Genomic DNA, 25,037 nt, shown 5'->3' with positions numbered 1-25,037 from the left:
CCTCCCAGATGCGACAGAATTACGTTTACGCGAACGTAAATTCACTTGCAGCTCAAGGCAACCGCTATGATACGGCTTAAGGTGTCAGCGCTCGGTGAGCTTCAGTTCGATACGGCGGTTCTGCTGGCGTGCTTCCGGCGTGTCGCCTTCGGCAATCGGCTGATATTCACCGAAACCGGCAGCGACCAGCCGGTTGGCCGGAACACCCTTGGAGATCAGGAACTTCACCACGGAGGTTGCGCGTGCCGAGGAAAGTTCCCAATTGTCACGGAAGCGGCCGGACCCGGAAAGCTGGACATTGTCCGTGTGGCCATCCACGCGCAGAACCCAGTTGATCTCGGTGGGGATTTCCTTGGCAAGATCGATCAGCGCGGCCGCCAGCTTCTCCATCTCCGCCTGCCCTTGCGGATTGAGGTCGTTGCCACCGGATGGAAAGAGCACCTCGGACTGGAAGACAAAGCGGTCGCCGACGATGCGAATGTTTTCGCGATCCGAGAGGATTTCACGCAGACGCCCAAAAAAATCAGAACGATAGCGGTTGAGTTCCTGAACCCTCTGCGCGAGCGCAACATTGAGACGGCGGCCGAGATCCGCGATCTTGACTTGTGATGAGGTATCCTTGGCTTCCGACGCCTGCAGGGCGGCTTCCACCGATGCGATCTGCGCCCTGAGCGCCGCAATCTGCTGGTTGAGCAATTCGATCTGTGCGGAGGCGCGGGAATTGGCCTGTCTTTGGTCATCCAGCTCGCCGGTCAGGCTGCCAATCCGGGCATTGGCGCTTGCATTGTTGCCCGATCCCGCATCGAGAAGCGACTGCAGACGTGAGCGCTCGCTTTCAGATGCGGCAAGGGTTGATTGCAGGCTCGCCAGCGCATCCTCGATATCCTGCTTGCTGCCCTTTTCCATGGCCAGAAGTTCAGTCAATTCGGCAATCTGGCTGTTGAGGCGCGTCAACACCTCGTCCTTGCCACTAATTTCCCGCGACAGAACAAATTGCGCCAGCACGAAGACCGTCAGCAGGAACATGATGGCCATGAGCAGCGTCGACAGCGCATCGACGAAACCTGGCCAATAATCCACACCCCTGTCGCGGCGGCGGTTGCGCGCAAGCGCCATGGCTACTCGCTCCCGTTATCGTGCCGGGTGCGTCCGGAGGATTTTGTCTCGCCGTCGATACGTGTCGACAACCGGTCGAGCGTGCGGCGAAGCGATTTCGATTCCTCCTGCTGCGCCTCGATCCAGTCACGCAACATCTGCTGCTCGCTGCGCATGTTCTTGACCAGACCTTGAATGCCTTCAGCAAGACTCGTCATGGCGGCGAGCGAGCGCTCAGTGCTGACCATTGCGCCGGGTTCAGCGTTGAATTCCCTTGGCCCATCCGCCGACGTATCCGTCACCGACGACAGCCAGTTTTCGAGCTGGGTGTAAAAACGGTTCTGGGCACGGCCGGCCTGAAGATCGAGGAAACCGAGGATCAGCGAGCCTGAAAGGCCGAGGAGCGACGAGGAAAACGCCGTTCCCATGCCGGAAAGCGGCGCGGTGAGACCGGTCTTGAGCGAGCTTAGAATATCGTTGCTGGTGCCGGCGCTGGGATCGAGCGACTGAATGACATTGCTGATGGCGCCGATGGTGCCGATCAGACCCCAGAAGGTGCCGAGCAGGCCGAGAAACACCAGAAGGCCGACAAGATAACGTGAAGTATCGCGCGATTCATCAAGGCGTGTCGCGATGGAATCGAGAATTGTCCGCTGCGTAACTGCAGAAAGCCGGACTTCGCCACGCTTGCCGATCAACGTGCTCATGGGCGCCAGCAGTTTTGGAGCGCGGCCGACTTTCTCGGCGCTGCCGGCGGCCCGGAATGCGTTAAACCAGCGGACTTCCGAACGCAGGCTCATGGTCTGCGTGAATACCAGAATGATGCCGATGACGAGAACGCCGAGAATGAAGCCGTTCAAGCCCGGATTCGTCATGAAGGCCGTGTGCGCCTGCCGGTAAAGAATGGCCGCCAGAAAGCCGACGAGGATCAGAAACAGAACCATCGTCCACAGAAACGGTGTGGGGCTGGACAGCTTGTGGCTGTATTGCCGTGTGGTCACCGGCTTTTCCACGCCGAGATCGAGCAACTCCGAATCCGCCATAACGTTCGCATTCCCTTCGGTCACGTATCAACCGGACGCTATTTGAAAATTGCGACGATTTGAAGCGAAAAGCCTGTCTTTCGTCACAGGCATTTCACGAAAGCCACCTTGACCGAAGACCGAAAAAACAAAAACGCCCGGCGATAGTTCGCCGGGCGCCTAAAACCTGGATTAAACGGCAGGTTTTCTGCCGAAATCGATCAACGACCCGGAATCGGACGGTTGGCAACTTCCACAAGTGCCTTGTGGATATATTCGTTTCCGGCAGCAACACTGCCGCTGCCGAAGATATCCGCGCCGCCCTTGGCGTCGGAGGTGAACCCGCCAGCTTCGCGAATCAGCACCAGACCGGCCGCCATATCCCACGGCGAAAGCTCTGCTTCCCAGAAACCGTCGAGGCGACCTGCTGCAACATAGGCAAGGTCGAGTGCTGCAGCACCCATGCGGCGGATGCCGGCTGCTTCACCCATGACATGGCGAAGTTCGACAAGAAATTTGCCGTGATTGCCGCGACCGAGATGGGGCACACCGCAGCCGATGACGCAATCCGTCAAGGCCTTGCGCGCGGCAACGCGGATACGACGATCGTTAAGGAACGCGCCGCCGCCACGCTCGGCGGTGTAGAGTTCGTCGGTCGCGGGATTGAAAATCACGCCGGCTACGACTTCGCCGTTACGCTCGAGCGCGATGGAAACGGCGAAATGCGGAATGCCGTGCAGGAAGTTGGTCGTGCCATCCAGCGGGTCGACGATCCAGCGATGCGCACCATCACTGCCCTTTTCCTCGCCGCCTTCCTCACCCAGAAAATCGTAGGTGGGGCGGGCTTTCATCAGCTCGTCGCGCACGATCTTTTCAGCCTTTAGGTCCGCCTGCGATACGAAATCGCTCGGTCCCTTGACCGAAACCTGAAGGTTCTGCACTTCACCGAAGTCACGCGACAAAGACTTACCCGCCTTGAGGGCGGCCTGAACCATCACATTGAGAAGGGCTGAACGTGCCATCGAATTTGTTTCCTGGAAAGCTTGCGAACCACCCGCAAGCTAGCCGGGCAGGAACGTCATTATTTTCTTGAATTGAAAGTTTGCGGTTCAAGACCACAAAACGCGCGGAAATTCAAGGCAAAAAGCCTGCACATGCACGCTGGCGCCGAACAACCGGCCTTGCATCACATCGGACGGAAACGATTTGCCGCCTCGATAGCCTTTTTCTGCTGCTCGTCGGTGATCCCGAGATAAAAATCCTCGAGAGAGGGATCCTTCAGCCCGGCGCGGCGGGAAAGCACGTACCATTTGGCCGCCTCCACCGGATCGGGCCGTGTGCCGAGCGCCTGAATGTAAAGATGCGCCACCTTGTTCTGCGCCACGACATTGCCGCGCTGTGCAGCACCGTAAAGCCAGCGGAAGCCTTCATCCAGATTTCGCTCGCCGCCAAAACCGTTGACCAGCCAGATGCCGAGATCGACCTGCGCGGTATCGTAGCCGGCCTTTGCGGCCCGCGTCAGCCAATCGCGCGCCTTGGCCTTCTTTTCGGCCGGCACATCCTTGACCGAGTGGTAGATCTGCGACACTGCATATTGCGCGTCGGCAATGCCCTGCTCGGCGGACTTTTCATAATACGGCATGGCCATCAGTAATCCCTTTACGCCGGGATTTTCCGAAACCAGTATCTGCCCCCAGTTGAACTGAGCCGAAGCATTGCCGGCTTCCGCCGCACGGTGCATGTAATCGTCGGCCTTCGCCTTGTCGCGGGTAACGAACTTGCCCTCCATCAAAATGAGGGCGAATTTGAACATCGCGACGGGATCGCCACCCTGTGCCGCCTGCTGGTACCAGAAGGCCGCGGTCTTTTCGTCGCGGGCGATGCCGAGACCACGCGACATCATTTCCGCCACCAGCGTCTGGGCGGCCGCATCGCCGTTCTGCGCACGGTTGAGCGCCTTGTCGAGCGCCTGGACATATTCGCCGCGCTGGAAATGCCCATAGGCCTCATCCACCCGGCCCTTGAACTCCTTTTCAGGCGGCAAGGCCGGCAGGTCCGCGCCCATGCGCTGATAGACGTTGACGCCCTGCGACGGTTGCAAGTCCTTCTGCTCTTCGGACTGCACCCTGCCCTGACGGGAAGGCTGCGCCTCATCCTCCAACTGGCGGGAAAGCGCGTTGCTTTCGCTTTGCGGTCCGGATTGGGCAAAAGCGACGCCCGCCGGCGCGCCGAAAGACAGCGCCAGCAGCGAAATAGAAAGGCAGACGTGAACCGAGCGCATCAACATCGCCTGTATCAACCGTCAAACCGTGGCGCTTTTTCGTCAAGCAACGCGTTGATTTCAGAAACGGCCTGGGCAGCACCCGAGGCATTGTCAAAAACGCCGCTTCGCATCGCCACGAATTCCACGCCGGCTTCGGCCACGGCAACCACCGAAGAGATATCGGTGCCGCCCATGACGATGGATGGAATCTCGATCATCGATGCCCACCATTCGCCGAGTGCCAGATTTTTGGGATGCGCTTCCGGCTTGATGTCGCCTTCGAGCTTTCCAAAAAACACGTAGTCCGGATTGGACTCACCCATCTCCAGAGCCTTATGGCGATCATCGGCATTGCCGCCGCCAACGATCAGCTTCGGCGCGAAATTTTCCACGGCCTCCGCAAGCGCCTCGGCATTGCCCGCCACATGCAGGCCATCCGCCTTCACCCGGCTCGCAACGCGGCTGTCGCCCGCGATAAGGGCAGCGGCACCAGCCTCCTGCACCATCGGCACGATCAATTCGGCGCGTTTCTGGAAAGTGGCGTCATCCAGATCATATTGCGGAATGATGACCGAAGCCACATCGCCGCCTCGCAGTGCTTCTTGCAATTCTGTCGCCTGCTTTTGCGCGTCGTCCAATTGCGGGACGATCAGAACAAGGCGGCAACGGTTATCAACTTTGGTCATCGGTTCGTCCATTTCAGGCAGAAGACACTTTCGGCGTTATCTGCACTCGTTTTGATATGATAAATCCGATAGACCGGACCGGCGAAAGGATCAACCTTCATCCATGCTGACCGATTTTCATTTTTTCCTCGTCGCCATCCCCGCAGTCGTGCTTGTCGGCCTTTCCAAGGGCGGGTTGGGCGGTGCGCTGGCACTGATGGGCGTGCCGCTGATGGCGCTTGCCATCCCGCCCGTGCAGGCGGCGGCAATCTTCCTGCCGATCCTGATCGTGATGGATCTTGTGGCGCTATGGGCCTGGCGGCACCACAACCACCGGCAAACGCTCCTCATCATGCTTCCGGGCGCGATCGCCGGCATTACTCTCGGCTGGGCAACCTCAAGCCTCATCTCGGCAGACGCCATGCGCCTCGTCGTCGCCTCGGTGACGATCCTGTTCGTACTGCGTTATTTCCAGGAGAGCTTCAAAAGCCGCAAAGGGCAGGAGATTCCGGCCAGACCGCAGCGTCCGGTGGCTGCAACACTCTGGTCCAGCCTGTCCGGTTATGCGAGTTTCGTGGCCCATGCGGGTGGCCCACCCTTCCAGATCTATGTTCTGCCGCTGAAGCTCGATCCCAAGACCTATACCGGCATGAGTGTGCGTTTCTTCGCGATCATGAATGCAATCAAGCTCATTCCCTATTTCGCGCTGGGAGCGCTTGATGCAGCCAACCTCAAGACATCGGCGAGCCTGTTGCCGGTGGCAATGCTGGCGACGCTTGCCGGCGCAAGGGTGGTGAAATATCTGAAACCATCAGTGTTCTACCCGCTGATGTATACCATGGCGCTGATCGCGGCGCTGAAACTGCTGTGGGACGGGCTGCCTTTCTAGACCCAAGGCGGCCACTAAAAAGCCCTGGCAGCACGCACGTACCGCCAGGGCCGAAAAAGAATCCGTCAGTCCTTCATCGAAGGCTGGGGAATGGCATCAATCAATGCCTTGTGGAGGCGCGAAGCCTCTGTAGTTCATCCTTCAGGCGCAGTTTACGGCGTTTGAGATCGGCGATCTCTCTATCGTCAGAGGACGGGGAAGCAAGAATACTTTCGAGCTCCTCCTCCAGAGCACCGTGTTTCTTTTCGAGCGATGCAATATGAGCCTGAATGGTCATGCGGCACGTCCTTCCATTTTTAAGCCTACCTCCAGCTCTCCATCGCTGGAGTTTCAGGTTTGCGACGACAATGTGACATGGATCGTTGGTCTTGTCGAAGGCGAAATGAAGGCAATAAGTGGGCAATTTGGTCGCAAGGGATAACTTCCCGTTACCGCGATTTGATGATAGAGGCTCGAGAACCGATGACATACGCGCCGGAGGCTCTCCGGCTGGCATAAAATGGGGATGACAAGATGCCCGATCAGGACCAGGCGGACATCAGGCTTACGCTGGCGCGGCTGCGCCAGGAGCATGAGGATTATGACGCTGCGATCAACGCGATGATCCAGACCAACTGCGATGCGCTGAGAATACAACGCATGAAAAAGAAAAAGCTGGCCGTCAAGGACAAGATGACCCAGATCGAAGATCAGGTCATTCCCGATATCATTGCCTAGAGTGGCTTCCGTGCTTCCTGCCGGATGCACGAGAGACGCTCTAATCTATTGAATTTACGCATCGTGCCTTGCAGAAATCAAAATCGATTTTTGCGCCTATGCTGTAAGCCGGAGAAGCGAAGTGACAGCAGAGACACCCCCCGTCGCCATCATCATGGGCAGCCAGTCCGACTGGGAGACCATGAAGAATGCCGCCGATACGCTGGATGCGCTGGACGTGGAATACGAAGCCCGCATCATTTCCGCCCACCGCACGCCTGATCGCCTTTATGATTTTGCCAATGGCGCGAAAGACGAAGGCTTCAAGGTCATCATCGCGGGTGCCGGCGGCGCCGCCCATCTGCCGGGCATGACCGCCGCCATGACCCCGCTGCCGGTTTTCGGCGTCCCGGTACAATCCAAGACGATGTCCGGGCAGGACAGCCTCTATTCCATCGTCCAGATGCCCGCTGGCATTCCCGTCGGAACGCTTGCCATCGGCAAGGCCGGCGCTATCAATGCCGCACTTCTGGCAGCTGCGGTTCTGGCGCTGGGTGACGAGGACCTGGCAGACCGGCTCGATGCATGGCGCGCGCACCAGTCAGCGGCCGTTGCCGAATATCCCATGGACAGCGCCCAGTGACAGCCTCTAACATGACGATGAATACGAACAATCTCACCATCGGCATCATCGGCGGCGGGCAGCTTGGCCGCATGCTGGCAATGGCCGCCGCGCGCCTCAACCACCGCACCATCGTTCTCGAACCGCAAGCCGATTGTCCGGCGGCGCAGGTCTGCAACAGCCAGATCGTCGCGGAATACGGTGACGAGACGGCGCTTGCGGAACTCGCTCGCCTTTGCGATGTCGTGACCTACGAATTCGAGAACGTACCCGTCACCGCAGCCGAGACGCTCAGCGCTTCAGTTCCCGTTTATCCCCCACCGCAAGCTCTCAGCGCCTCGCAGGATAGGCTGACGGAGAAACGCTTCCTCAACGGTTGCGGCATTCCGACCGCCGATTTCCGCGCCGTGGATAATCAGGAAGAACTGGAAGCGGCATTGGCCGCTTTTGGTGGCAAGGGTGTGCTGAAAACCCGCCGCATGGGCTATGACGGCAAGGGCCAGAGGCTTTTCAAGGGTGGTGAGGACATCGCAGGCGCCTTTGCAGCACTCGGTGGCGTGCCGCTCATCCTCGAAAGCTTCGTCGCTTTCGAGCGTGAAATCTCGATCATTGCCGCCCGTTTCAGGGATGGCACCGTTACCTGCTACGATCCGGCCGAAAACATTCATCTGAACGGCATTCTGCATACATCCACCGTGCCGGCAGCACTCTCCGATGCGGCGAAGGCGGTTGCCGTGCAATCGGCGGAAAAGCTTCTGGCCGCGCTCGACTATGTCGGCGTGATCGGCATCGAGTTTTTCGTCCTGCCCGATGGTTCGCTCGTTGCCAATGAAATGGCGCCGCGCGTGCACAATACCGGCCACTGGACGGAAGCGGCCTGCGTGGTCTCGCAATTCGAACAGCATATACGAGCCGTCTCCGGTCTTGTCCCCGGCAGCACGGCCCGCCATTCGGATTGCGTCATGACCAACCTCATCGGCGATGACATCAACGATGTACCAGCATGGCTTTCGAAAAAAGACTGTCTCGTGCATCTTTACGGCAAGACACAAGCACGGCCTGGCCGCAAGATGGGCCATGTGACCGAGCTTTTGCACACAGGAAAAGCCTCAGTCTTTTAAGGCAAAGACGTCTGGAAGTGTTGACAGGCAGGGGTCAAACGGGTATTTGCCTGCCAACCGAAAAGAGCGCGCCCCGTTGCGCGCTTTTGATTGTTTGAATAAGCACGGTAAAAGCCGTGCAAAACTGCGGACCAGTAAAATGAAAATCAAGAATTCGCTTAAAGCGCTTAAGGCCCGTCATCGCGATAACCGCCTGGTTCGCCGCAAGGGCCGCGTCTACATCATCAACAAGCAGAACCCGCGCTTCAAGGCTCGTCAGGGCTGATTGAGTGCCACTGCGGTTCGCGATCACATCGCGGATCACTTTGTTGACAGTGCAGAACTTTGCATTTGATATTGGGCGCAGTCGGGTTAAGCTTTAACCCATGCGCCCAAATCGTTTTTGCACGGCTATCATCGTCGCTCAGGGTTTCCTGCTTTCGGGCCTCCTGCTTTCAGGAATGGCGTCCCTTGGTCATGCGGCAGATGGTCAGCCTCCCGCAGCCCTGGAGGCTGCGCCTTCACCTGCAAAGACAGTTGACAGTCTTTTCGCATCGCTGAAAAAAGAGCGGAATGCGGTCAAGGCGCGCAGCATTGCCAACCAGATCGCTTCCGAATGGAACGATTCCGGCAGCGCGACAATCAATCTCCTGATGCAATGGGCAGGTGAAGCCGCAGACGAGAAGCGCAACGCCGCCGCTTACGATTTTCTCGACCAGGCTATTTTACTCGATCCGGACTACGTGCAGGCGCCCTATCGCCGCGCCATGGTGCATTTTGCGGATGGCGACACCCGAAAGGCGATGGCGGATATCAATCTGACGCTGGAGAAGGAGCCGCGCTATTTTCCGGCATTGGCGAGCCTTGCAAACATCCTCGAAGCCTCAGGCCGTAACGATCTGGCGCTGAAAGCCTGGGAACGCTATCTCGCGCTCTATCCCGCGGACAAGGACGCTCGCAAAGAGGCCGCTGACCTTTCTGAAAAGCTGGCTGGCACTCGCAGCTGAATATCGCAGACGATCCAAACAAAAATCGCCGCAAAAGCGGCGATTTTTCATTGTGGGACCGTTAACCGATCATTCCATGCCGAGCGCAGCCATATAGGTCTGAAGAATGGTTTCTTCCTCGATACGCTCGTTGGCGTCCTTCTTGCGCAGGCGGATGATGGTGCGGATCGCCTTGGTATCGTAGCCACGACCCTTCGCCTCACCCATGACATCCTTGATGTCTCCCTGAATGGCGGCCTTTTCCTCTTCGAGACGCTCGACGCGCTCGATGAATTGACGCAGTTCGGCGGCGGCGACGGTTTCGGTGGTGCTCGTTTCGTCCATCATATCATCCTTCATTGGTAGCAGCTCGGGTGAGCCTTGTTCATTAAATCCAGGCGAAGCCTTCGCCGGTCGCCGCCAGCCGGGCAGCAAAAATTCCGGCCTGTGACCTGCCCACTGACGGGCCTCACGTCAAGTCGTTTCCTTCGATCGGGGGTTATTCCGTTGGCTTGTTCTGCTCAAAGGCGGCTTTCTGGGCGTCGCTCGCCTCCGCCTGATATTTTTCCTTCCACTCCTCATAGGGCATTCCGTAGACGATTTCCCGGGATTGCTCCTTGGTGAGTGCAACGCCGGCCTCGTTAGCGGCTTCCCCATACCAGTTGGAAAGGCAATTCCGGCAAAAGCCCGCGAGATTCATCAGGTCGATGTTCTGCACATCGTGACGCTCGCGAAGATGCTCGACGAGACGGCGAAATGCGGCGGCCTCGAATTCAATCTGCTGTTTGTCATTCGGTGTCGTCATGGCGCAGCTCCAGGCTCAGTAGGGGCCGGTGCGAGAGGTGAACAGCTCATATTCATGCAAAATGGGATCGTCGTTCATTGCGGCGAAAATGGGAGCGAGACGGTCCGACCATTCGGCAATCCCTTCCTCATCCGCGATCAAATCCTGCCGAACTTCAAGAAGCGCATGCGGTATGCCCTTCATCATGCAATGGCGATACATGGTATCGCCCTTCAGCGCCCCGTCATAGGGTTCGTTGTCACCAACGAGAATGTCGCCGGTCGCGCGCAGATGCGCCAGAAGCGGATCGACCGCACGATTATCCGTGTCCCACAGAACCGCCGCATGCCAGGGCCGCGGTGTTTCTTTCCAGAACGGCGTGTACGAATGCAGCGACAGAACAAGCGGCGCTTCCCCCGACGACTGCGCTACACCGGTGAGCACGCGATCGACGGCATTGTGATAGGGACGATGAAAAATCTCGATCCGTCTTTGCCATTCCTCATCCGAAATCGGGTGGTTGCCGGGGATGATCGCCCCGTCCGAAATCTTCATGATAAGGGTCGGATCGTCCTCGCCGCGATTGGGGTCGATCAGGAGGCGCGAAAATCGTCCAAGCACGGCCGGCACGCCGAGGCGGGCCGCAAGAGAGCGCGTCAGCCCTTCAATGCCAATATCAAATGCGATGTGACGATGAAAAGCGGTTTGCGGAAGGCCAAGTTTGCCGTAGTGTGCCGGCAGGAGGTTCATGGCATGGTCCGCCAGAAGAACCATGCCTTTGTCATAATCGCCTTCTATGATTTCATAGGGTATGAAGTCGTTCATCGATAATTTTCTGGGGCAGGATTGAGGAGAAAAGCTTGATGGCATGGCTTGAGGCCGGGCGCAAGTTTCGGCGACAGAACAGCCATCTACCTTATCGCACTCACGATCCCACGAACAATATAATCGATTAAACTCGCGTTGACTTTCTTTGGCGGCCACGCCAAGAAGTGTGTTCATTATAACCATGGAATCCGGATGGAAGCCGTGACTCAGTCATCTCTCGCTCTTCCTCGCCACTTTCGGCATCTTGCCCGTCTTTTCTCCGCAGCGGCATTGTTTCTGACCCCGTTTGTCTTCGTGGAGGCCGCGCATGCGGATTTCCGCGTCTGCAACAGCACGCAAAACCTCGTGGGGGTCGCAATCGGCTACCGGGCGCAGGACGGCTGGGTCAGTGAAGGTTGGTGGCAGGTCCCCTCCTCCACCTGCGCAACGCTGATAGAGGGTGAGTTGCAGTCGCGTTATTATTATCTTTATGCCGAGGACGCCGCTCACGGCGGCCGCTGGACCGGTGACGTCAACATGTGCGTGGCGGAAAACGAGTTCAAAATCGCCGGCGTAGACGATTGTTATGCCCGCAGCTTCCAGAGAATGGGTTTCAAGGAATATGACACGGGCAGACAGGGCAGCTGGATGGTCCAGCTTTCCGATACGCCAGGCACACAGGGAAATCAAAACTGATGAAGCGTAACCGCAAAGTCAAAATTCTTGCAACTCTCGGCCCCGCCTCTTCCGACGAGGCAATGATCGAAAAGCTGCATCTGGCCGGCGCCGATCTCTTCCGCATCAATATGAGCCATGCGAGCCACGACGTGATGCGGACGCTGATTGAGCGTATTCGCTCCGTCGAAAGCCGTAACGGCCGTCCCATCGGCATTCTGGCCGACTTGCAGGGTCCCAAGCTGCGCGTCGGTAAATTTGCCGAAACCAAGGTTGATCTCGTTCCCGGCCAGACCTTCACGCTGGACAATAACGATACGCCCGGCGACAACACCCGCGTTTTCCTGCCGCATCCTGAAATTCTCGAAGCGGTCAAGCCTGGCCACCGCCTGCTGATCGATGACGGCAAGCTGCATCTGCGCGCTGAGAAGAGCGACGGCAAGAGCATCGTCACCACTGTTGTTTCGGGCACCCGGATTTCCGACCGCAAGGGCATTAGCCTGCCCGACACCCTGCTCGGCGTCGGCGTTCTGACCGACAAGGACCGCGTCGACCTCGACGCCGTTCTTGCAACCAACGAAGTGGACTGGGTTGCCCTTTCCTTCGTTCAGCGCCCGGAAGACCTGGCCGAAGTGCGCAAGATTTCGCGCGGTCGCGTTGGCCTGATGTCCAAGATCGAGAAGCCGCAGGCTATTGAGCGCATCGAAGAAATCATCGAGCTTTCCGACGCATTGATGGTCGCACGCGGCGATCTCGGCGTGGAAATGCCGCTGGAAGCCGTTCCGGGCATCCAGAAACAGCTGACCCGCGCCTGCCGTCGTGCCGGCAAACCGGTTGTCGTTGCCACACAGATGCTGGAATCGATGATCACAGCTCCGGTTCCGACCCGTGCGGAAGTTTCGGACGTTGCGACTGCCGTATTCGAAGGCGCCGACGCCATCATGCTCTCAGCCGAGTCCGCTTCCGGCGATTATCCGATCGAAGCCGTATCGACCATGGCATCCATCGCCAGCACGGTGGAACAGGACCCCTATTATTCCAACATCATCTACGCGCAGCGCCCACAGCCGGAAGCAACGGGTGCAGACGCCATTTCGCTTGCTGCCCGCCAGATTGCCGAAACGCTGAAGCTCGCGGCGATCGTCACCTACACCTCGTCCGGCACAACGGGTCTGCGCGCCGCGCGCGAGCGGCCACAGGTTCCGATCATTGCGCTTTCGCCGATCATCCAGACCGCACGCCGCCTGTCGGTCGTCTGGGGCCTGCATTGCGTGGTTACCGGTGACGCCAGCGATCTGGACGATATGGTGAACCGCGCTTGTCGCATCGTCGTGTCCGAAGGTTTCGGCAAGCCGGGCGACCGCATCATCATCTCCGCCGGCGTGCCGCTCGGCACCCCGGGCGCGACCAACATGGTGCGCATCGCCTATATCGGTTCGGACGGCCAGAGCGGCGTCTGATATCGCGATATCAAGCATAATAAAAAACCCGCCGTCACCGGCGGGTTTTTTGTTGGCCTTTCGGCCGCATTGCAGAAAGCGGGGCTCAGTGCATCTTCACCGGCGTGCTGAAACGGCTGGACTCGATCGCCGCTGCACCGGGCTTGAAGCTAGCCGATGTGGCGGAAGCCGACATGTCGTGGCTGAGCATACGGTTGGCGACGACGCGCGGCGCCTTCACCGAACGGCCGGTCGAGCCCTTGTTCTGGTTGAGCGCCCAGTCAGAGATCAGATCCTGCGTCAGACGACCACCGCCGACCATGGCCTGATGGGAAACGGCGGCATCCTGCCTGCTCGGGCGTGAGCCCTTGGTCGGTAAGCCGGCCGTCAGCCCACCATTGATGGAAGGTTTCAGATCAAAGGCGTCACCGAAACCTGCCTCTGGCTCAGCCTTAGCCGTTTCGGCGGGCGCGACTGTAACCTTGTGGTTGACGGCAGCCGGGAACGGCGCGGCTGTCGGCACGGTAGCGGAATTGATCTGCGAACGGGCGGCCTGACCGCTCTGTTCCAGAGCAGCAACCACAGTCGGCGAAAGCGTATCTTTCCGCTCTTCGGCGAGATCTTCGTCGCCTTCCGGATCAGCATTGGCCTGTGCCAGCAGGGCTTCCGCCACAGCCGGACGATTGGCCGGCACCGGAATAGACGCAAGTTCGCCACTCGCTGCGGGTGTCGCACCATCTGCGGATGCGGTCAGGATCGATCCTTCAGCATCGCCACGCATGCCACGCGGCCCAAGAAGCGTCGGCACAGGCACGGATACCTCAGCCAGATCGGCAAACTGCTGACGCTCGGCCGGAGCAGAGGTCGGCGTCGGCGTTGTCGCAGCCTGGAGGGCATCCTGCGCCGCATTACGGGCCGGAGAATAAAGCGCGGTGGCAAGGCCCGTATTGGCCGGAGGCTGGTTGCCGAAAGCTGGACGTGCAATGGGCAGCGGCGCAGTGCTCACACCGGGAAGCGGTTGGGCGGAAGCAACGGCGATCGTCGGTTCTGGCTCAGGTGCAGCAGGCGGTGGCGTTGCAGGGCGAGCGACAGCCGGACGTTCTGCGGGCTGCGGCGTAGCGATGCTATCGGGATCTTCATCCTCGTCGCCTCCGCCAAAGAGCGCCTGCAACAGTGTCTTGCGCTTGCCGCCACCACCGGAGGACGCAGGGCCGGCACCGGCGCTGGAAGCAACCTGAATGGAAGAAGAATTGACGCGCTTCTTGTAGTCAGCCAAGGCCTGTTCATAACCGGGAAGCGGATTGCCATCGGAAGGAACGTGCAGCGTATTGCCCTTGGGGAAGATACGCACGAGTTCCTGACGGCTCATGCGCGGCCAGGCACGAACGCCGCCGACATCCATGTGCACGAAGGGAGAACCCGAGGTCGGGTAGAAACCTACGCCGCCAATCTGCATCTGCATGCCGATTTCGCGCAGTGTGGAAAGCTTCACGCCCGGAATGTAGAAATCCATGGCCTTGCCGAGCATATGCTGGCTTTTTTCCGCCACGCCCTTGGTGCGCGTGCGCAGGAGGCCGTTAGTCTCAGGCGAACGGAAGGCCGAAACAACGTTGATGTAATCGGTCGCGCCACTGCGGCGGTAGACTTCCCACACAAGATCGAAAAGACGCGGATCCATCCGCGTCGGTTGGTTACGACGCCAGTCACGCAAAAAGCGGTTCAGCTCCTGCAGACCCTTCTGGTCGTATTTTCCGTTGCGCTTGAAGGTTATGACCGCCTTCTCGCGTGTATGGATATAATACAGTTTGAGACTGCGCGTTTCGGCGAAAGCTTCCGTCGCCGAGACACCTGCGAATGGCATTGCGGCGAGCATCAAGCAGGCAAAGGTGACAGCGCGTGCCGACAGCTTCGTGCATATATCCTTGATCAAGCCGCGCGCGATCTTGGTCGACAGCGCGATATTTCGATGCAGATATGGCAATTCGATCCCCGCCTGGAAGACAATTTCTGTCACATTGCCTCAAATGAACGTCAAATACGGTGACACGATGGCAAAATTGCCACACAGATGCAACCTTCCTCTATATAGTGAATCAGCCACTAACAAGAGGTTTATAGACGGTAAGCGGATATCCTTGCTCAGAAGTTAACGAATCTTGCTATCTGCCGTCGAACAGGCGGTTTGTGCAATCAGGCCGCATCCCGCAACGGATCGTCCGGATCAATGCCATAATCCTTCAGCTTGCGATAAAGCGTCGAGCGGCCGATACCAAGTTTCCTTGCGACCTGACTCATCTGCCCGCGATAAAAACGAAGGGCAAAACGGATAAGCTCCTCTTCGATCTCAGCCAGCTTCCTGATATTGCCTGAACCGTCCATGCTGGAGATCAAGTTTCCTCCCCGGTATATCGTGGTGGAAATATCTGACGCCTCATCCAGAATGGCGTGACTTTCGGAGGCCGGCGGCGGCGGAGAATAGGCGGCGAGTTTCAGCGACGATCCAGACGGCGACCGGATCGACTCACCCGCATCGTCCCCACCTGCGAATTCTGGCAATTGCAGCGCGATTTGCGGAAAATCGGAATCCGCCAGTTCCTCGCCCTGCGACAGCACGACGGCGCGGAAGACCGCATTTTCAAGCTGGCGGATATTGCCCGGCCAGTCATAGGCCGTTAGCAGTGCCAGCGCGCTGGCATCGAGGCCGACGGGATTTGGCAATTTCTGTTCCACCGAAAAACGCTCCGCGAACACCCGTGCTAGATGGGGAATATCCTCCTTGCGCCGGCGCAACGCCGGAATGGTGATAGGAAAGACGTTGAGGCGATAATACAGGTCCTCGCGGAAGCGGCCTTCCTTCACCTCTTCGATGAGATTCTTGTTGGTGGCGGAAATCAGGCGGACATTCACCTTCTGCACACGCGCGGAACCGACAGTTTCGATTTCACCCTGCTGAACTGCCCGCAGTAGCTTTACCTGCACGTCGAGCGGCAGATCACCGATTTCATCGAGGAACAGCGTTCCGCCATCCGCTTCCATGAACTTGCCAACGTGTTTTTCCGTGGCACCGGTGAAAGCGCCCTTCTCGTGACCGAAAAGAATACTCTCCACCAGATTGTGCGGGATAGCGCCGCAATTGACGGTGATGAATGGTTTGTTCGCCCTGTCGCCAGCCGACTGGATTGCACGGGCGACCATTTCCTTGCCGACGCCGGATTCGCCTTCCAGTACCACGGGAATGCTGGACTGGGCGGCGCGCTGCGCCAGTTCTATCACCCTCAGCATGGCCGGGCTTGCGGAAACGATATCAGTAAAATTCACGGCATTGCTCCGTCCGCGCCTGCCCGTGCGGGCCTTTGCCTCTCTCCTGTCGAGCTTGAGGGCATTGGAGATGGCGGCGCCGATCCGTTCCGGCGAGACCGGCTTGACGACGAAATCGAAGGCGCCGGCGCGCATGGCCTGCACGACGGTATCGATGCCGCCCTGCCCCGTCTGGACGATGACCGGGACGTCGGTGCCGAGTTCGCCAACGGCTTTCAGGAAGGTGAGGCCATCCATTTCCGGCATCATCAGGTCGAGGACGACAACATTGATCTCGCCGCTATATTGCTTGAGCAGCTCCAGCCCCGCCCTGCCGTTTTCTGCAAGCAAGGCCAGATGCCCATAACGTTCCACCGCATTTTTGAGCAGGCGGCGCTGGACGGGATCATCGTCTATCACGAGAACATGCGCGGTCATTTTTGGCTCCGGTTTCCGGTTTATGGACCTGCGTCATGCGGTCCCTTGTGGCGCACTCTGGCACGGGAGATTTGAACATCCAGTTTTGAGATTTGCTTGCATTTTATCCATTGCTGCGGGAAACAAAGGCCCCATATGCTGCGCAGGCATAACGACAAGGACGCGTTCGATGACCCTCAATCGCCCAACACCGCACCCCGTATTTTCGCTTGCCGAAACCTCCGGCCCTGCCCTTGGCGACCTGCCCGGCTGGAAACTCTCGGATCTCTATCCCTCGGGCGATTCGCCGGAATACAAGGGCGACATTGAGAAGGCGGCGGCGCTGGCGGCGGCTTTCGAGGATAAATGGAAGGGCAAGCTTGAAGCCGCTGCAAAGGCGACGGGCGCCAACGGCATCGGCGCTGCTCTCAAGGAATATGAAGCGCTGGACGATCTTATCGGCCGCATCGGTTCCTTTGCGGGGCTGACGTATTTTTCAGATACCTCCAACCCGGCAAACGGCAAGCTTTACGGCGACGCCCAGGCGAAACTGACGGATATTTCCGCACATCTGCTGTTCTTTACGCTTGAACTGAACCGCATCGACGACGCCGTAATGGATGCCTGCGTGGCAAACGATGCCTTAGCAGGGCACTACAGGCCGTGGCTGGTGGATTTGCGCAAGGACAAGCCGCACCAGCTCGATGACCAGCTCGAACAGCTATTCCTCGAAAAATCGATGACGAGTGCCAGCGCCTTCAACCGCCTGTTCGACGAGACGATGGCCGACCTGCGCTTCGAGATAGATGGCGCAAGCCTTTCGCTGGAAGTAACGCTCAATATGCTTCAGGAGCCGGAGCCGGAAACTCGCAAGAAGGCAGCACAGGCGCTCAGCACCACTTTCACCAATAATCTGCGGGTCTTCACCCTCATCACCAACACACTGGCCAAGGACAAGGATATTTCCGACCGCTGGCGCAAGTTCGAAGACATCGCCGACAGCCGCCATCTGGCAAATCGTGTGGAGCGCGAGGTAGTCGACGCTCTGGCTGCCGCCGTGAAAAATGCCTATCCGCGCCTTTCGCATCGTTATTACGCCATGAAGGCGAAATGGCTCGGCATGGAACAGATGAACTACTGGGACCGCAACGCGCCGCTTCCCGATACATCGAATACGATCATTCCATGGGATGAGGCGAAGGACACCGTGCTGTCCGCCTATGGCGATTTTGCGCCGGAGATGGCCGATATCGCCCGCCGTTTCTTCGATGAGCAATGGATCGACGCCCCCGCCCGGCCCGGCAAGGCGCCGGGCGCCTTCGCGCATCCGACCGTGCCTTCGGCCCATCCTTATGTCCTCGTCAACTATCTCGGCAAACCGCGCGACGTGATGACGCTTGCCCATGAGCTTGGCCACGGCGTGCACCAGGTGCTGGCCGGCGACCAAGGCGCGCTGATGTGCGCGACGCCGCTGACGCTTGCCGAAACTGCCTCCGTTTTCGGAGAAATGCTGACCTTCCGCAAATTGCTTGACGACACGAAGGACGTCAGGGAACGCAAGGCCATGCTCGCCCGCAAGGTCGAGGACATGATCAACACGGTCGTGCGACAGATCGCGTTTTATGAATTCGAACGCAAGCTGCACACCGCCCGCAAGCAGGGTGAGTTGACCTCCGAACAGATCGGTGAATTGTGGCTTTCCATTCAGGCCGAGAGCCTCGGCCCGGCGATCAAGATTTCCGAAGGGTATGAGACCTGGTGGACCTACATCCCCCATTTCATCCACTCTCCCTTCTATGTTTACGCCTATGCCTTCGGTGATTGCCTGGTGAACTCGCTGTATGCCGTTTACCAGAAGGCCGAGACCGGCTTTGAGGAGAAATATTTCGAGCTTTTGAAAGCAGGCGGCACCAAGCACCATTCGGAACTTCTGAAACCATTCGGGCTCGATGCAACAGACCCTTCCTTCTGGGACAAGGGTCTTGCCATGATCGAAGGGCTGATCGACGAACTGGAGGCGCTTGACAGCAAACAGGCCTGATTGCCTCCGAAAAATACCGATGACAGGCGACGAGCAAAGGCAATGAAACGCAAACCCGCCGATCTGACCTTGAGAGAAACGCTGCGCTGGGAGCCGCAATCGGGCTTTCAGCGCATTGACCAGCATATGCGCCGGCTATTGCGCTCAGCCGATGCGCTCGGTTTCCGAGCACCGGCCAACGCGGTTCAGGTACTGGAGAAGAAGGTGGGCGGCGAAAGTCCGCTCTGCGTGAAGCTGGTCATGAACTACAAGGGTGAGCTCGATATCGAAACGGCCGAGTTTCGGCCGTTGCAGGAGGGAACCGTCTGGCGGATCCGCATCGCGACGCAAACCAGGCTTGATTCCACCGACACCTTCTATCGCCACAAATCATCGCGCCGGGAACCCTATGATGCCGCGCGCGCCGAATTTTCAGCCGGGGATGCAGACGAGGTTCTGCTGCTCAACGAGCGCGGCGAGTTGTGCGAGGGATCATCGACCAGCATCTTCGTCGAAATGCCGGACGGGCAATTGCTGACGCCGCCGCTCGACAGCGGTATTCTGCCGGGCGTTCTGCGTGCCGATCTCATCCGCCAGCGCAAGGCACGCGGGCAGGCATTGAAGCCGGAGGATATTGCCGGTCGACGGCTGTTCGTGGGAAATTCGCTGCATGGGCTGATTGCGGCGGAGCTGGTCTAAACCGTCACCGCCAAAAGCCGGTCGCGGCCCTTTTCCTTGGCAGCGTAAAGCGCCTGATCGGCGCGCATGAAAACATCGTCGGCACTTTCTGCCATCCGATAGGTCGTCATTCCAGCGGAACAGCTATAGGAAAAATCCGGAAACTCGGCCAGAGGTCTGGAAAGACGCACCTTTTGCAGTAGCCGCTCGACGATCTCCCGGCTCTCAACAACCGAACTGCGCGGCAGGATGAGCATGAATTCCTCACCGCCGATCCTGCCAAAACAATCCACCCGCCGGACGACGGAATGGGCGATCCCGACAAAATCGCGCAGCACCGCATCGCCGCATTTGTGGCCGAAACGATCATTGATGTGCTTGAAAAAGTCGATGTCGAGCGTGCAAAGGCAAAAGGGTGCTTCAAGCCCCTTGCCGACCCGCTCCACCTGTAGCGCGAGTTTGGCGAAAACAAAACGCCGGTTCGCCGTTCCCGTCAATTCGTCGGTCTGCGAGGCGCGCACCGCCAGATCCCGGTCCTGCCGCAGGGTTCTGTAGCCCTGGCGCAATTCGGTGACATCGCTTGCGACACACAGCATCCAGCCATCCTGCTGCACCGTCTCCGTCATCCAGAACCAGCGGCCGTCATACATGTCCATCTCGAAGGCACGATACGGCAGCTTGCCGCGCCGGGACTGCGCCGACAAAAGCCAGCCCTCGAAATCGCTGTTTCTGACGACCACGCCGGTTCGCAGACGGTGGTTCAAGCGCATGATTTCCGCCCAGGTCGAAAAATCATCGTCGGCAAGCTGAAAGCTCTGCCGAAACGACGGGTTGGCATGCCGCAACCGGTCTTCGGAATCGTAAAGTGCAATAAGAACGGGGGTGGCGCTCTGAAGCGCTGCGACACGCTCGATAAGACTATTCAACAGGCAACACTCCTGTGATGACGAAAAGCCCCCTTTTCGTCATCTTGCAAAAGCCCCCAAGCCCTAGGGCATATACACGAAAAGAAGAACTTGATTATAAACGTAGTCTCTAAAATGCGAAGGGGAAGAATGCGGTCGGAAGGTCTCGACTTCAATCTCGCCGGATCGCAACCGCGCAGAACGGGATCACCACACACCAACCCGTCACAACTTTCGCATCCCGGGCTTGCGCCACCGTCATATGTCCGTCATGCACCTGCCCTTTATTGTGGCACGCTTTTATGATCTAGCTTACTTATTGGCTTAAAAAGGAAAAATGACGAATGACGGACGCAAACCATCCGATTTACGGCGATATTGACGGCCCCATCATCATGATCGGCTTCGGCTCCATCGGGCGCGGCACTCTTCCGTTGATCGAACGTCATTTCAACTTCGACAAGACCAGGCTCGTCGTCATCGACCCGCGCGAGGATATCGCAGCGTATCTGGCCGAGAGAAACATTCGCCATATCCGTACGCATCTGACCAAAGAAAACTACAAGGAGGTGCTCAAGCCACTCCTTAAAGGGGTTCAGGGTCAGGGCTTCTGCGTCAATCTTTCGGTCGATGCCGCATCCGTCGATCTGATGAGGCTCTGCCGCAAACATGGCATGCTCTACATCGACACCGTAGTGGAGCCGTGGCCCGGCTTTTACTTCGATGCAGACGCCGACAATGCCTCCCGTACCAATTATTCGCTGCGCGAGACCATGCTGAAAGAAAAGGCTCGGAAACCGGGCGGCACAACGGCCGTTTCCACCTGCGGCGCAAATCCCGGCATGGTGTCCTGGTTCGTAAAACAGGCGCTGGTCAATCTCGCCAAGGATAGCGGTCTCGACATCGAAGAGCCGCGACCGCATGACCAGCAGGCATGGGCAAAGCTCATGCAGCAGCTCGGCGTCAAGGGCGTGCATGTGGCAGAGCGCGATACGCAGCGGGCAAAAAATCCCAAGCCATTCGGCGCATTCTGGAACACCTGGTCCGTCGAGGGTTTTATCGCCGAAGGTTTTCAGCCCGCCGAACTCGGCTGGGGAACGCATGAAAACTGGATGCCAAAAAACGCGAAAAAACAAAAAAAGGGCAGCAAGGCAGCGATCTATCTCGATCAGCCCGGCGCCAATACGCGGGTACGGACATGGTGTCCCGGACAAGGGCCGCAATATGGATTTCTGGTCACCCACAACGAGGCGATCTCGATTTCCGACTATTTCACCGTCCGCAATGACGATGGCGATCTGATCTACCGGCCCACCTGTCACTATGCCTACCACCCCTGCAACGACGCCGTCCTTTCCCTGCACGAACTTTTCGGTAATGGCGGCACGCCGCAGCCGATCCAGCATGTGCTTGGCGAAGACGAGCTTGTCGATGGTGCCGACGAGCTGGGTGTTCTTCTCTACGGCCATGACAAAAATGCCTATTGGTATGGCTCGCGGCTAACCTTGCAGGAGGCACGGGCGCTCGCCCCCAGCCAGAACGCGACCGGATTGCAGGTCAGCTCCGCGGTACTGGCCGGAATGGTCTGGGCGCTGGAAAATCCGCAAGCCGGCATCGTCGAGGCGGATGAAATGGATTATCGCCGTTGCCTTGAGGTGCAGCGTCCCTATCTTGGACCGGTCGAAGGACATTACACGGACTGGACGCCGCTCGACGGTCGCCCGGGACTGTTTCCAGACAATATCGACACCTCGGATCCCTGGCAGTTCCGCAACATCCTCGTGCGCTGAGGGCATGGCGTCTCATATTTGTCACGCAGGTGTTTTCATGACGGATGTCAGGAACCCGGGAGAGCAAACAACGTTGCCTTGAAATAAATAACGCTTCACGGCATGGTCGAAACATCAGGGTTTCATCGAATCGCAGGAGAACAGGCTCATGAACTTCAAGACAAGCGCTGCTTTGCTTTGTGCCGCAATCGCGGTGTCTTCATGCGTTGCGCCGGGTCCCTCCCAGCAGACGTCGATGGCACCCTCGCTTGCCCGCGGCCCGGCCGTGGATGGCCGCTGGATCGACCGCAACGGCATCGTATCGACATTCCAGAACGGTGCTTTCTCCACCCGTTCGACCGATACCAACACGCTTCTCGCATCCGGCACCTATGTTACGATTTCGCCGACGCTCTATGAGATCAACATGACGTCATTGGTGCGCAACACGCAATCGCGCGTCAACTGCGCGCTCGTCTCCCCGTCGCAACTGAATTGCACGACAGACAGCAACAGCCAGTTCTCGCTAACGCGTCAGGGCTGATAACACAGACTTTTCAATGGCATGAGCTTTTAAAACGCACGCCTCAAGCGTGCGTTTTGCTTTATTGCGCCACTGTCACAATTTCCGCTTGCGGCAGCTGCCGCTAAATGGAAACATCGCGCTTTGAAAGACTGACATACTTTCAGACTAGAGAATGAGCACGGCCTGATGATGATCGACCGGCCAAGGCTTCCGCTTTGAACAGGAGAGAGGGACCATGAAGAAAATTTTGAGACTGAGTATGCTGAGCGTTTCCGCGATAACGCTTTCAGCCGGAGCGGCTCTGGCCGACTACGAACTCAACATTCTTCACATTAACGATTTTCACTCCCGTATCGAATCGATCAATAAATTCGACTCGACCTGCTCAGCGGAAGAGGAAGGCAAAAACGAATGCTTTGGCGGCGCCGCGCGCCTCTTGACCGCAATCAACCAGACAAGGGACGCGCTCAAGGCTCAAGGCAAGAACGTTCTCCTGCTCAATGCCGGCGACAATTTTCAAGGCTCGCTGTTCTACACCACCTACAAGGGTACCGTTGAAGCCGAAGTGCTGAACGCCATGAAGTTCGACGCCATGACCGTCGGCAACCATGAATTCGACGATAGCGAAGACGGGCTTGCGGGCTTCCTCGACAAGGTTCAGTTTCCGGTCGTGACCGCCAATGTGGTTGCCAGCGCCGCCTCGAAAATCGGCGATCGCGTCAAGCCGTCCATCGTCCTTGAAGTCGGCGGCCAGAAAATCGGTATTGTCGGCGCTGTCGCCAACGACACGGCGGAACTTGCGACCCCCGGCCCCAACATCACCATTGCGGAAGATGTCGCGAAAATCAGCGAACAGGTGCAGAAGCTGAAAGGCGAGGGTGTCAACAAGATCATTGCCCTGACCCATGTCGGATATCCGCGCGACCTCGAATTCATCGCGAAAATCCCGGATGTGGACGTCGTTGTCGGCGGCCACTCGCATACGTTGCTCTCCAACACCGATCAGAAGGCCGAAGGGCCTTATCCGACACTCGTCGACAATCCCGGCGGCTACAAGGTTCCGGTCGTTCAGGCAGGGCAATACAGCAAATACCTGGGTGACCTGCGCGTCGTCTTCGATGACAGCGGCGTGGTCAAGGAAAGCAAGGGCGATCCGATCCTGATCGATTCATCCTTCAAACCCGACGAAGCAACGCTCAAGCGTATCGATGAACTGAAAGCACCAATCGAGGCGTTGAAATCGAAGGTCGTCGGCACTTCGGAAGGCCCGATCGAAGGTGACCGCAAGGTTTGCCGCGTCAAAGAATGCTCTATGGGTAATCTGGTAGCGGATGCGACCCTGGCCCGCGTCAAGGATCAGGGCGTCACCATCGCTTTCGCAAATAGCGGTGGCCTGCGCTCCTCCATCGATAGCGGCGATGTCTCGATGGGCGAAGTCCTGACGGTTCTGCCGTTCCAGAACACGGTCGCGACTTTCCAGCTGAAGGGCGAGGATATTCGCGCTGCCCTCGAAAACGGCGTCAGCCAGATCGACGATGGCGCAGGTCGTTTCATGCAGGTTTCAGGCATGAAATATTCCTTCGACCGCTCCAAGCCGGCCGGCAGCCGTGTTACTGCGGTCGAGGTCAAGGAGGGCGACGCTTTCGTGCCTCTCGACCCGGCAAAGACCTACACTGTTGCGGCGAATAATTACGTTCGCACCGGCGGCGATGGCTTCAAGGTATTCGCGACCAAGGCGATCAACGCCTATGACTTCGGCCCCAACCTCGAAGAGGCTGTAGCTGCATATATTACGGCCAACAGCCCCTATAAGCCCTTCACGGACGGCCGCATCACTGAAGTGACGCCTGCCGGTTATGTAGCTCCGGCAAAGCCCGCTGCACCAGCGCCTGCCGCAACAGCACCGGCGGCAACTGCAACCGCTCCGGCCGCCACACCGGCCCCGGCTCCCACAGCACCTGCCGCGACCGCACCTGCCACCACCACGCCGGCAGCGGCCGCGGCTGCCGCCAGCAAATATGTTGTCGCAAAGGGCGATTCGCTCTGGAAGATCGCGGCGGAGAAGTATGGCGACGGTGCCCTTTGGACCAGGATTGCCAAGGCAAACACGCTGAAGCAGCCGAACCATATCGAGATCGGCGAGGAACTGGAGGTTCCGGCTCAATAAGCCGCGAACACACAGACAGGGCAATTTGCCGCAGACGGGAAGCCGGCCTCGCACCATGAGGCCGGCTTCTTATTTTCCCTTTAAAAACAGATCATTACAGGCTGCGTTTTATCAAAAGACAATGCGTCCGTTACCGCACCTCGGAAATCACCTCCGCAGGTGGTTCAATCCTTACAAATTTCGTCTAGAACACGTGAACAAATTGACGGCACGAG

At 58.3% G+C, this 25,037-nt stretch carries 25 protein-coding genes; 13 read left to right on the top strand and 12 right to left on the bottom strand.

The annotated features are described in order from the left end of the window. Positions 1-84: 84 nt before the first annotated feature. The 5 genes from ACZ5A6_RS14995 to ACZ5A6_RS14975 form a co-directional block, all read right to left on the bottom strand. Positions 85-1,116 carry a peptidoglycan -binding protein gene (locus tag ACZ5A6_RS14995; protein ID WP_003511422.1) on the bottom strand — a complete coding sequence of 344 codons (1,032 nt, stop codon included), beginning with the start codon at positions 1,114-1,116 and terminating at the stop codon, positions 85-87. Between the two features lie 2 nt (positions 1,117-1,118). After that, on the bottom strand, positions 1,119-2,138 hold the full coding sequence (locus ACZ5A6_RS14990) for a hypothetical protein (RefSeq protein WP_013761839.1): 1,020 nt from the start codon (positions 2,136-2,138) through the stop codon (positions 1,119-1,121). 200 nt (positions 2,139-2,338) lie between these two features. Further along, positions 2,339-3,139 (bottom strand): inositol monophosphatase family protein, encoded by an 801-nt coding sequence (locus ACZ5A6_RS14985; protein ID WP_003511424.1) that lies wholly within the window; start codon positions 3,137-3,139, stop codon positions 2,339-2,341. A 164-nt stretch (positions 3,140-3,303) separates the two neighbouring features. After that, positions 3,304-4,404: a tetratricopeptide repeat protein gene (locus ACZ5A6_RS14980; RefSeq protein WP_013761840.1), complete on the bottom strand. Its 1,101-nt coding sequence runs from the start codon at positions 4,402-4,404 to the stop codon at positions 3,304-3,306. An 8-nt stretch (positions 4,405-4,412) separates the two neighbouring features. Then, entirely contained in the window at positions 4,413-5,066 is a 654-nt protein-coding gene (locus ACZ5A6_RS14975; protein ID WP_003511427.1) for a thiamine phosphate synthase, read from the bottom strand. Between the two features lie 103 nt (positions 5,067-5,169). Between ACZ5A6_RS14975 and ACZ5A6_RS14970 the strand changes: the two genes are divergently transcribed. Then, on the top strand, positions 5,170-5,934 hold the full coding sequence (locus tag ACZ5A6_RS14970) for a sulfite exporter TauE/SafE family protein (protein ID WP_112291836.1): 765 nt from the start codon (positions 5,170-5,172) through the stop codon (positions 5,932-5,934). Between the two features lie 100 nt (positions 5,935-6,034). Here ACZ5A6_RS14970 and ACZ5A6_RS14965 read toward each other — a convergent pair whose 3' ends face one another. After that, positions 6,035-6,211 carry a YdcH family protein gene (locus tag ACZ5A6_RS14965; protein ID WP_003511430.1) on the bottom strand — a complete coding sequence of 59 codons (177 nt, stop codon included), beginning with the start codon at positions 6,209-6,211 and terminating at the stop codon, positions 6,035-6,037. 236 nt (positions 6,212-6,447) lie between these two features. On the opposite strand from ACZ5A6_RS14965, the gene ACZ5A6_RS14960 reads away from it, so the two are divergent. From ACZ5A6_RS14960 to ACZ5A6_RS14940, 5 genes are all read left to right on the top strand, one after another. Continuing rightward, positions 6,448-6,651, top strand: coding sequence for a YdcH family protein (locus ACZ5A6_RS14960; RefSeq protein ID WP_003511431.1), 204 nt, complete (start codon positions 6,448-6,450; stop codon positions 6,649-6,651). A gap of 121 nt (positions 6,652-6,772) precedes the next feature. Continuing rightward, positions 6,773-7,273: a 5-(carboxyamino)imidazole ribonucleotide mutase gene (purE, locus tag ACZ5A6_RS14955; protein WP_112291834.1), complete on the top strand. Its 501-nt coding sequence runs from the start codon at positions 6,773-6,775 to the stop codon at positions 7,271-7,273. Positions 7,274-7,284: 11 nt separating this feature from the next. After that, positions 7,285-8,373: a 5-(carboxyamino)imidazole ribonucleotide synthase gene (locus ACZ5A6_RS14950; RefSeq protein WP_003511433.1), complete on the top strand. Its 1,089-nt coding sequence runs from the start codon at positions 7,285-7,287 to the stop codon at positions 8,371-8,373. Positions 8,374-8,512: 139 nt separating this feature from the next. Then, on the top strand, positions 8,513-8,638 hold the full coding sequence (gene ykgO, locus ACZ5A6_RS14945; RefSeq protein WP_003497670.1) for a type B 50S ribosomal protein L36: 126 nt from the start codon (positions 8,513-8,515) through the stop codon (positions 8,636-8,638). 100 nt (positions 8,639-8,738) lie between these two features. After that, the gene (locus ACZ5A6_RS14940) at positions 8,739-9,359 is read left to right on the top strand and encodes a tetratricopeptide repeat protein (RefSeq protein ID WP_112291832.1); all 621 of its coding nucleotides are present in this window, start codon (positions 8,739-8,741) and stop codon (positions 9,357-9,359) included. Between the two features lie 69 nt (positions 9,360-9,428). Here ACZ5A6_RS14940 and ACZ5A6_RS14935 read toward each other — a convergent pair whose 3' ends face one another. The 3 genes from ACZ5A6_RS14935 to ACZ5A6_RS14925 form a co-directional block, all read right to left on the bottom strand. Continuing rightward, on the bottom strand, positions 9,429-9,686 hold the full coding sequence (locus ACZ5A6_RS14935; RefSeq protein ID WP_006314683.1) for a DUF2312 domain-containing protein: 258 nt from the start codon (positions 9,684-9,686) through the stop codon (positions 9,429-9,431). A 151-nt stretch (positions 9,687-9,837) separates the two neighbouring features. After that, positions 9,838-10,143, bottom strand: a complete 306-nt coding sequence (locus ACZ5A6_RS14930) for a DUF1244 domain-containing protein (protein WP_038494246.1) — start codon at positions 10,141-10,143, stop codon at positions 9,838-9,840. 15 nt (positions 10,144-10,158) lie between these two features. Next, on the bottom strand, positions 10,159-10,947 hold the full coding sequence (locus ACZ5A6_RS14925) for an N-formylglutamate amidohydrolase (RefSeq protein WP_038494249.1): 789 nt from the start codon (positions 10,945-10,947) through the stop codon (positions 10,159-10,161). Between the two features lie 273 nt (positions 10,948-11,220). Between ACZ5A6_RS14925 and ACZ5A6_RS14920 the strand changes: the two genes are divergently transcribed. Then, positions 11,221-11,625, top strand: coding sequence for a DUF1036 domain-containing protein (locus ACZ5A6_RS14920; protein WP_370647635.1), 405 nt, complete (start codon positions 11,221-11,223; stop codon positions 11,623-11,625). After that, positions 11,625-13,064 (top strand): pyruvate kinase, encoded by a 1,440-nt coding sequence (gene pyk, locus ACZ5A6_RS14915; RefSeq protein ID WP_003511440.1) that lies wholly within the window; start codon positions 11,625-11,627, stop codon positions 13,062-13,064. Before ACZ5A6_RS14920 ends, pyk begins: the two co-directional genes overlap by 1 nt. Positions 13,065-13,149: 85 nt before the next feature. Here the strand turns inward: pyk and ACZ5A6_RS14910 are convergent, their stop codons facing one another. Continuing rightward, on the bottom strand, positions 13,150-15,057 hold the full coding sequence (locus ACZ5A6_RS14910) for a peptidoglycan L,D-endopeptidase MepK (RefSeq protein ID WP_019564917.1): 1,908 nt from the start codon (positions 15,055-15,057) through the stop codon (positions 13,150-13,152). 176 nt (positions 15,058-15,233) lie between these two features. Continuing rightward, a complete protein-coding gene (locus tag ACZ5A6_RS14905; RefSeq protein WP_112291830.1) occupies positions 15,234-16,778 on the bottom strand; it encodes a sigma-54-dependent transcriptional regulator in 1,545 nt (514 codons plus the stop codon). Positions 16,779-16,947: 169 nt separating this feature from the next. On the opposite strand from ACZ5A6_RS14905, the gene ACZ5A6_RS14900 reads away from it, so the two are divergent. Together ACZ5A6_RS14900 and ACZ5A6_RS14895 are read left to right on the top strand one after the other, a co-directional pair. Beyond that, positions 16,948-18,798 carry a M3 family oligoendopeptidase gene (locus ACZ5A6_RS14900; RefSeq protein WP_112291827.1) on the top strand — a complete coding sequence of 617 codons (1,851 nt, stop codon included), beginning with the start codon at positions 16,948-16,950 and terminating at the stop codon, positions 18,796-18,798. A 42-nt stretch (positions 18,799-18,840) separates the two neighbouring features. Next, the gene (locus tag ACZ5A6_RS14895) at positions 18,841-19,476 is read left to right on the top strand and encodes an aminotransferase class IV family protein (RefSeq protein WP_013761850.1); all 636 of its coding nucleotides are present in this window, start codon (positions 18,841-18,843) and stop codon (positions 19,474-19,476) included. Here the strand turns inward: ACZ5A6_RS14895 and ACZ5A6_RS14890 are convergent. After that, positions 19,473-20,381: a sensor domain-containing diguanylate cyclase gene (locus tag ACZ5A6_RS14890; RefSeq protein WP_003511446.1), complete on the bottom strand. Its 909-nt coding sequence runs from the start codon at positions 20,379-20,381 to the stop codon at positions 19,473-19,475. The genes ACZ5A6_RS14895 and ACZ5A6_RS14890 overlap by 4 nt on opposite strands. Positions 20,382-20,704: 323 nt before the next feature. Between ACZ5A6_RS14890 and ACZ5A6_RS14885 the strand changes: the two genes are divergently transcribed. From ACZ5A6_RS14885 to ACZ5A6_RS14875, 3 genes are all read left to right on the top strand, one after another. Beyond that, positions 20,705-22,150 (top strand): homospermidine synthase, encoded by a 1,446-nt coding sequence (locus ACZ5A6_RS14885; RefSeq protein ID WP_019564920.1) that lies wholly within the window; start codon positions 20,705-20,707, stop codon positions 22,148-22,150. Between the two features lie 148 nt (positions 22,151-22,298). Then, positions 22,299-22,673, top strand: coding sequence for an outer membrane lipoprotein Omp10 (gene omp10 / locus ACZ5A6_RS14880; protein WP_003511448.1), 375 nt, complete (start codon positions 22,299-22,301; stop codon positions 22,671-22,673). Positions 22,674-22,890: 217 nt separating this feature from the next. Next, positions 22,891-24,822 carry a 5'-nucleotidase C-terminal domain-containing protein gene (locus ACZ5A6_RS14875; RefSeq protein WP_112291824.1) on the top strand — a complete coding sequence of 644 codons (1,932 nt, stop codon included), beginning with the start codon at positions 22,891-22,893 and terminating at the stop codon, positions 24,820-24,822. Positions 24,823-25,037: the final 215 nt, after the last annotated feature.

This window comes from Agrobacterium sp. 6Ca8, from assembly GCF_055382765.1.
Note: the sequence above shows the minus strand (reverse complement) of the source record. Positions and strands in the feature narration are given on the sequence as shown.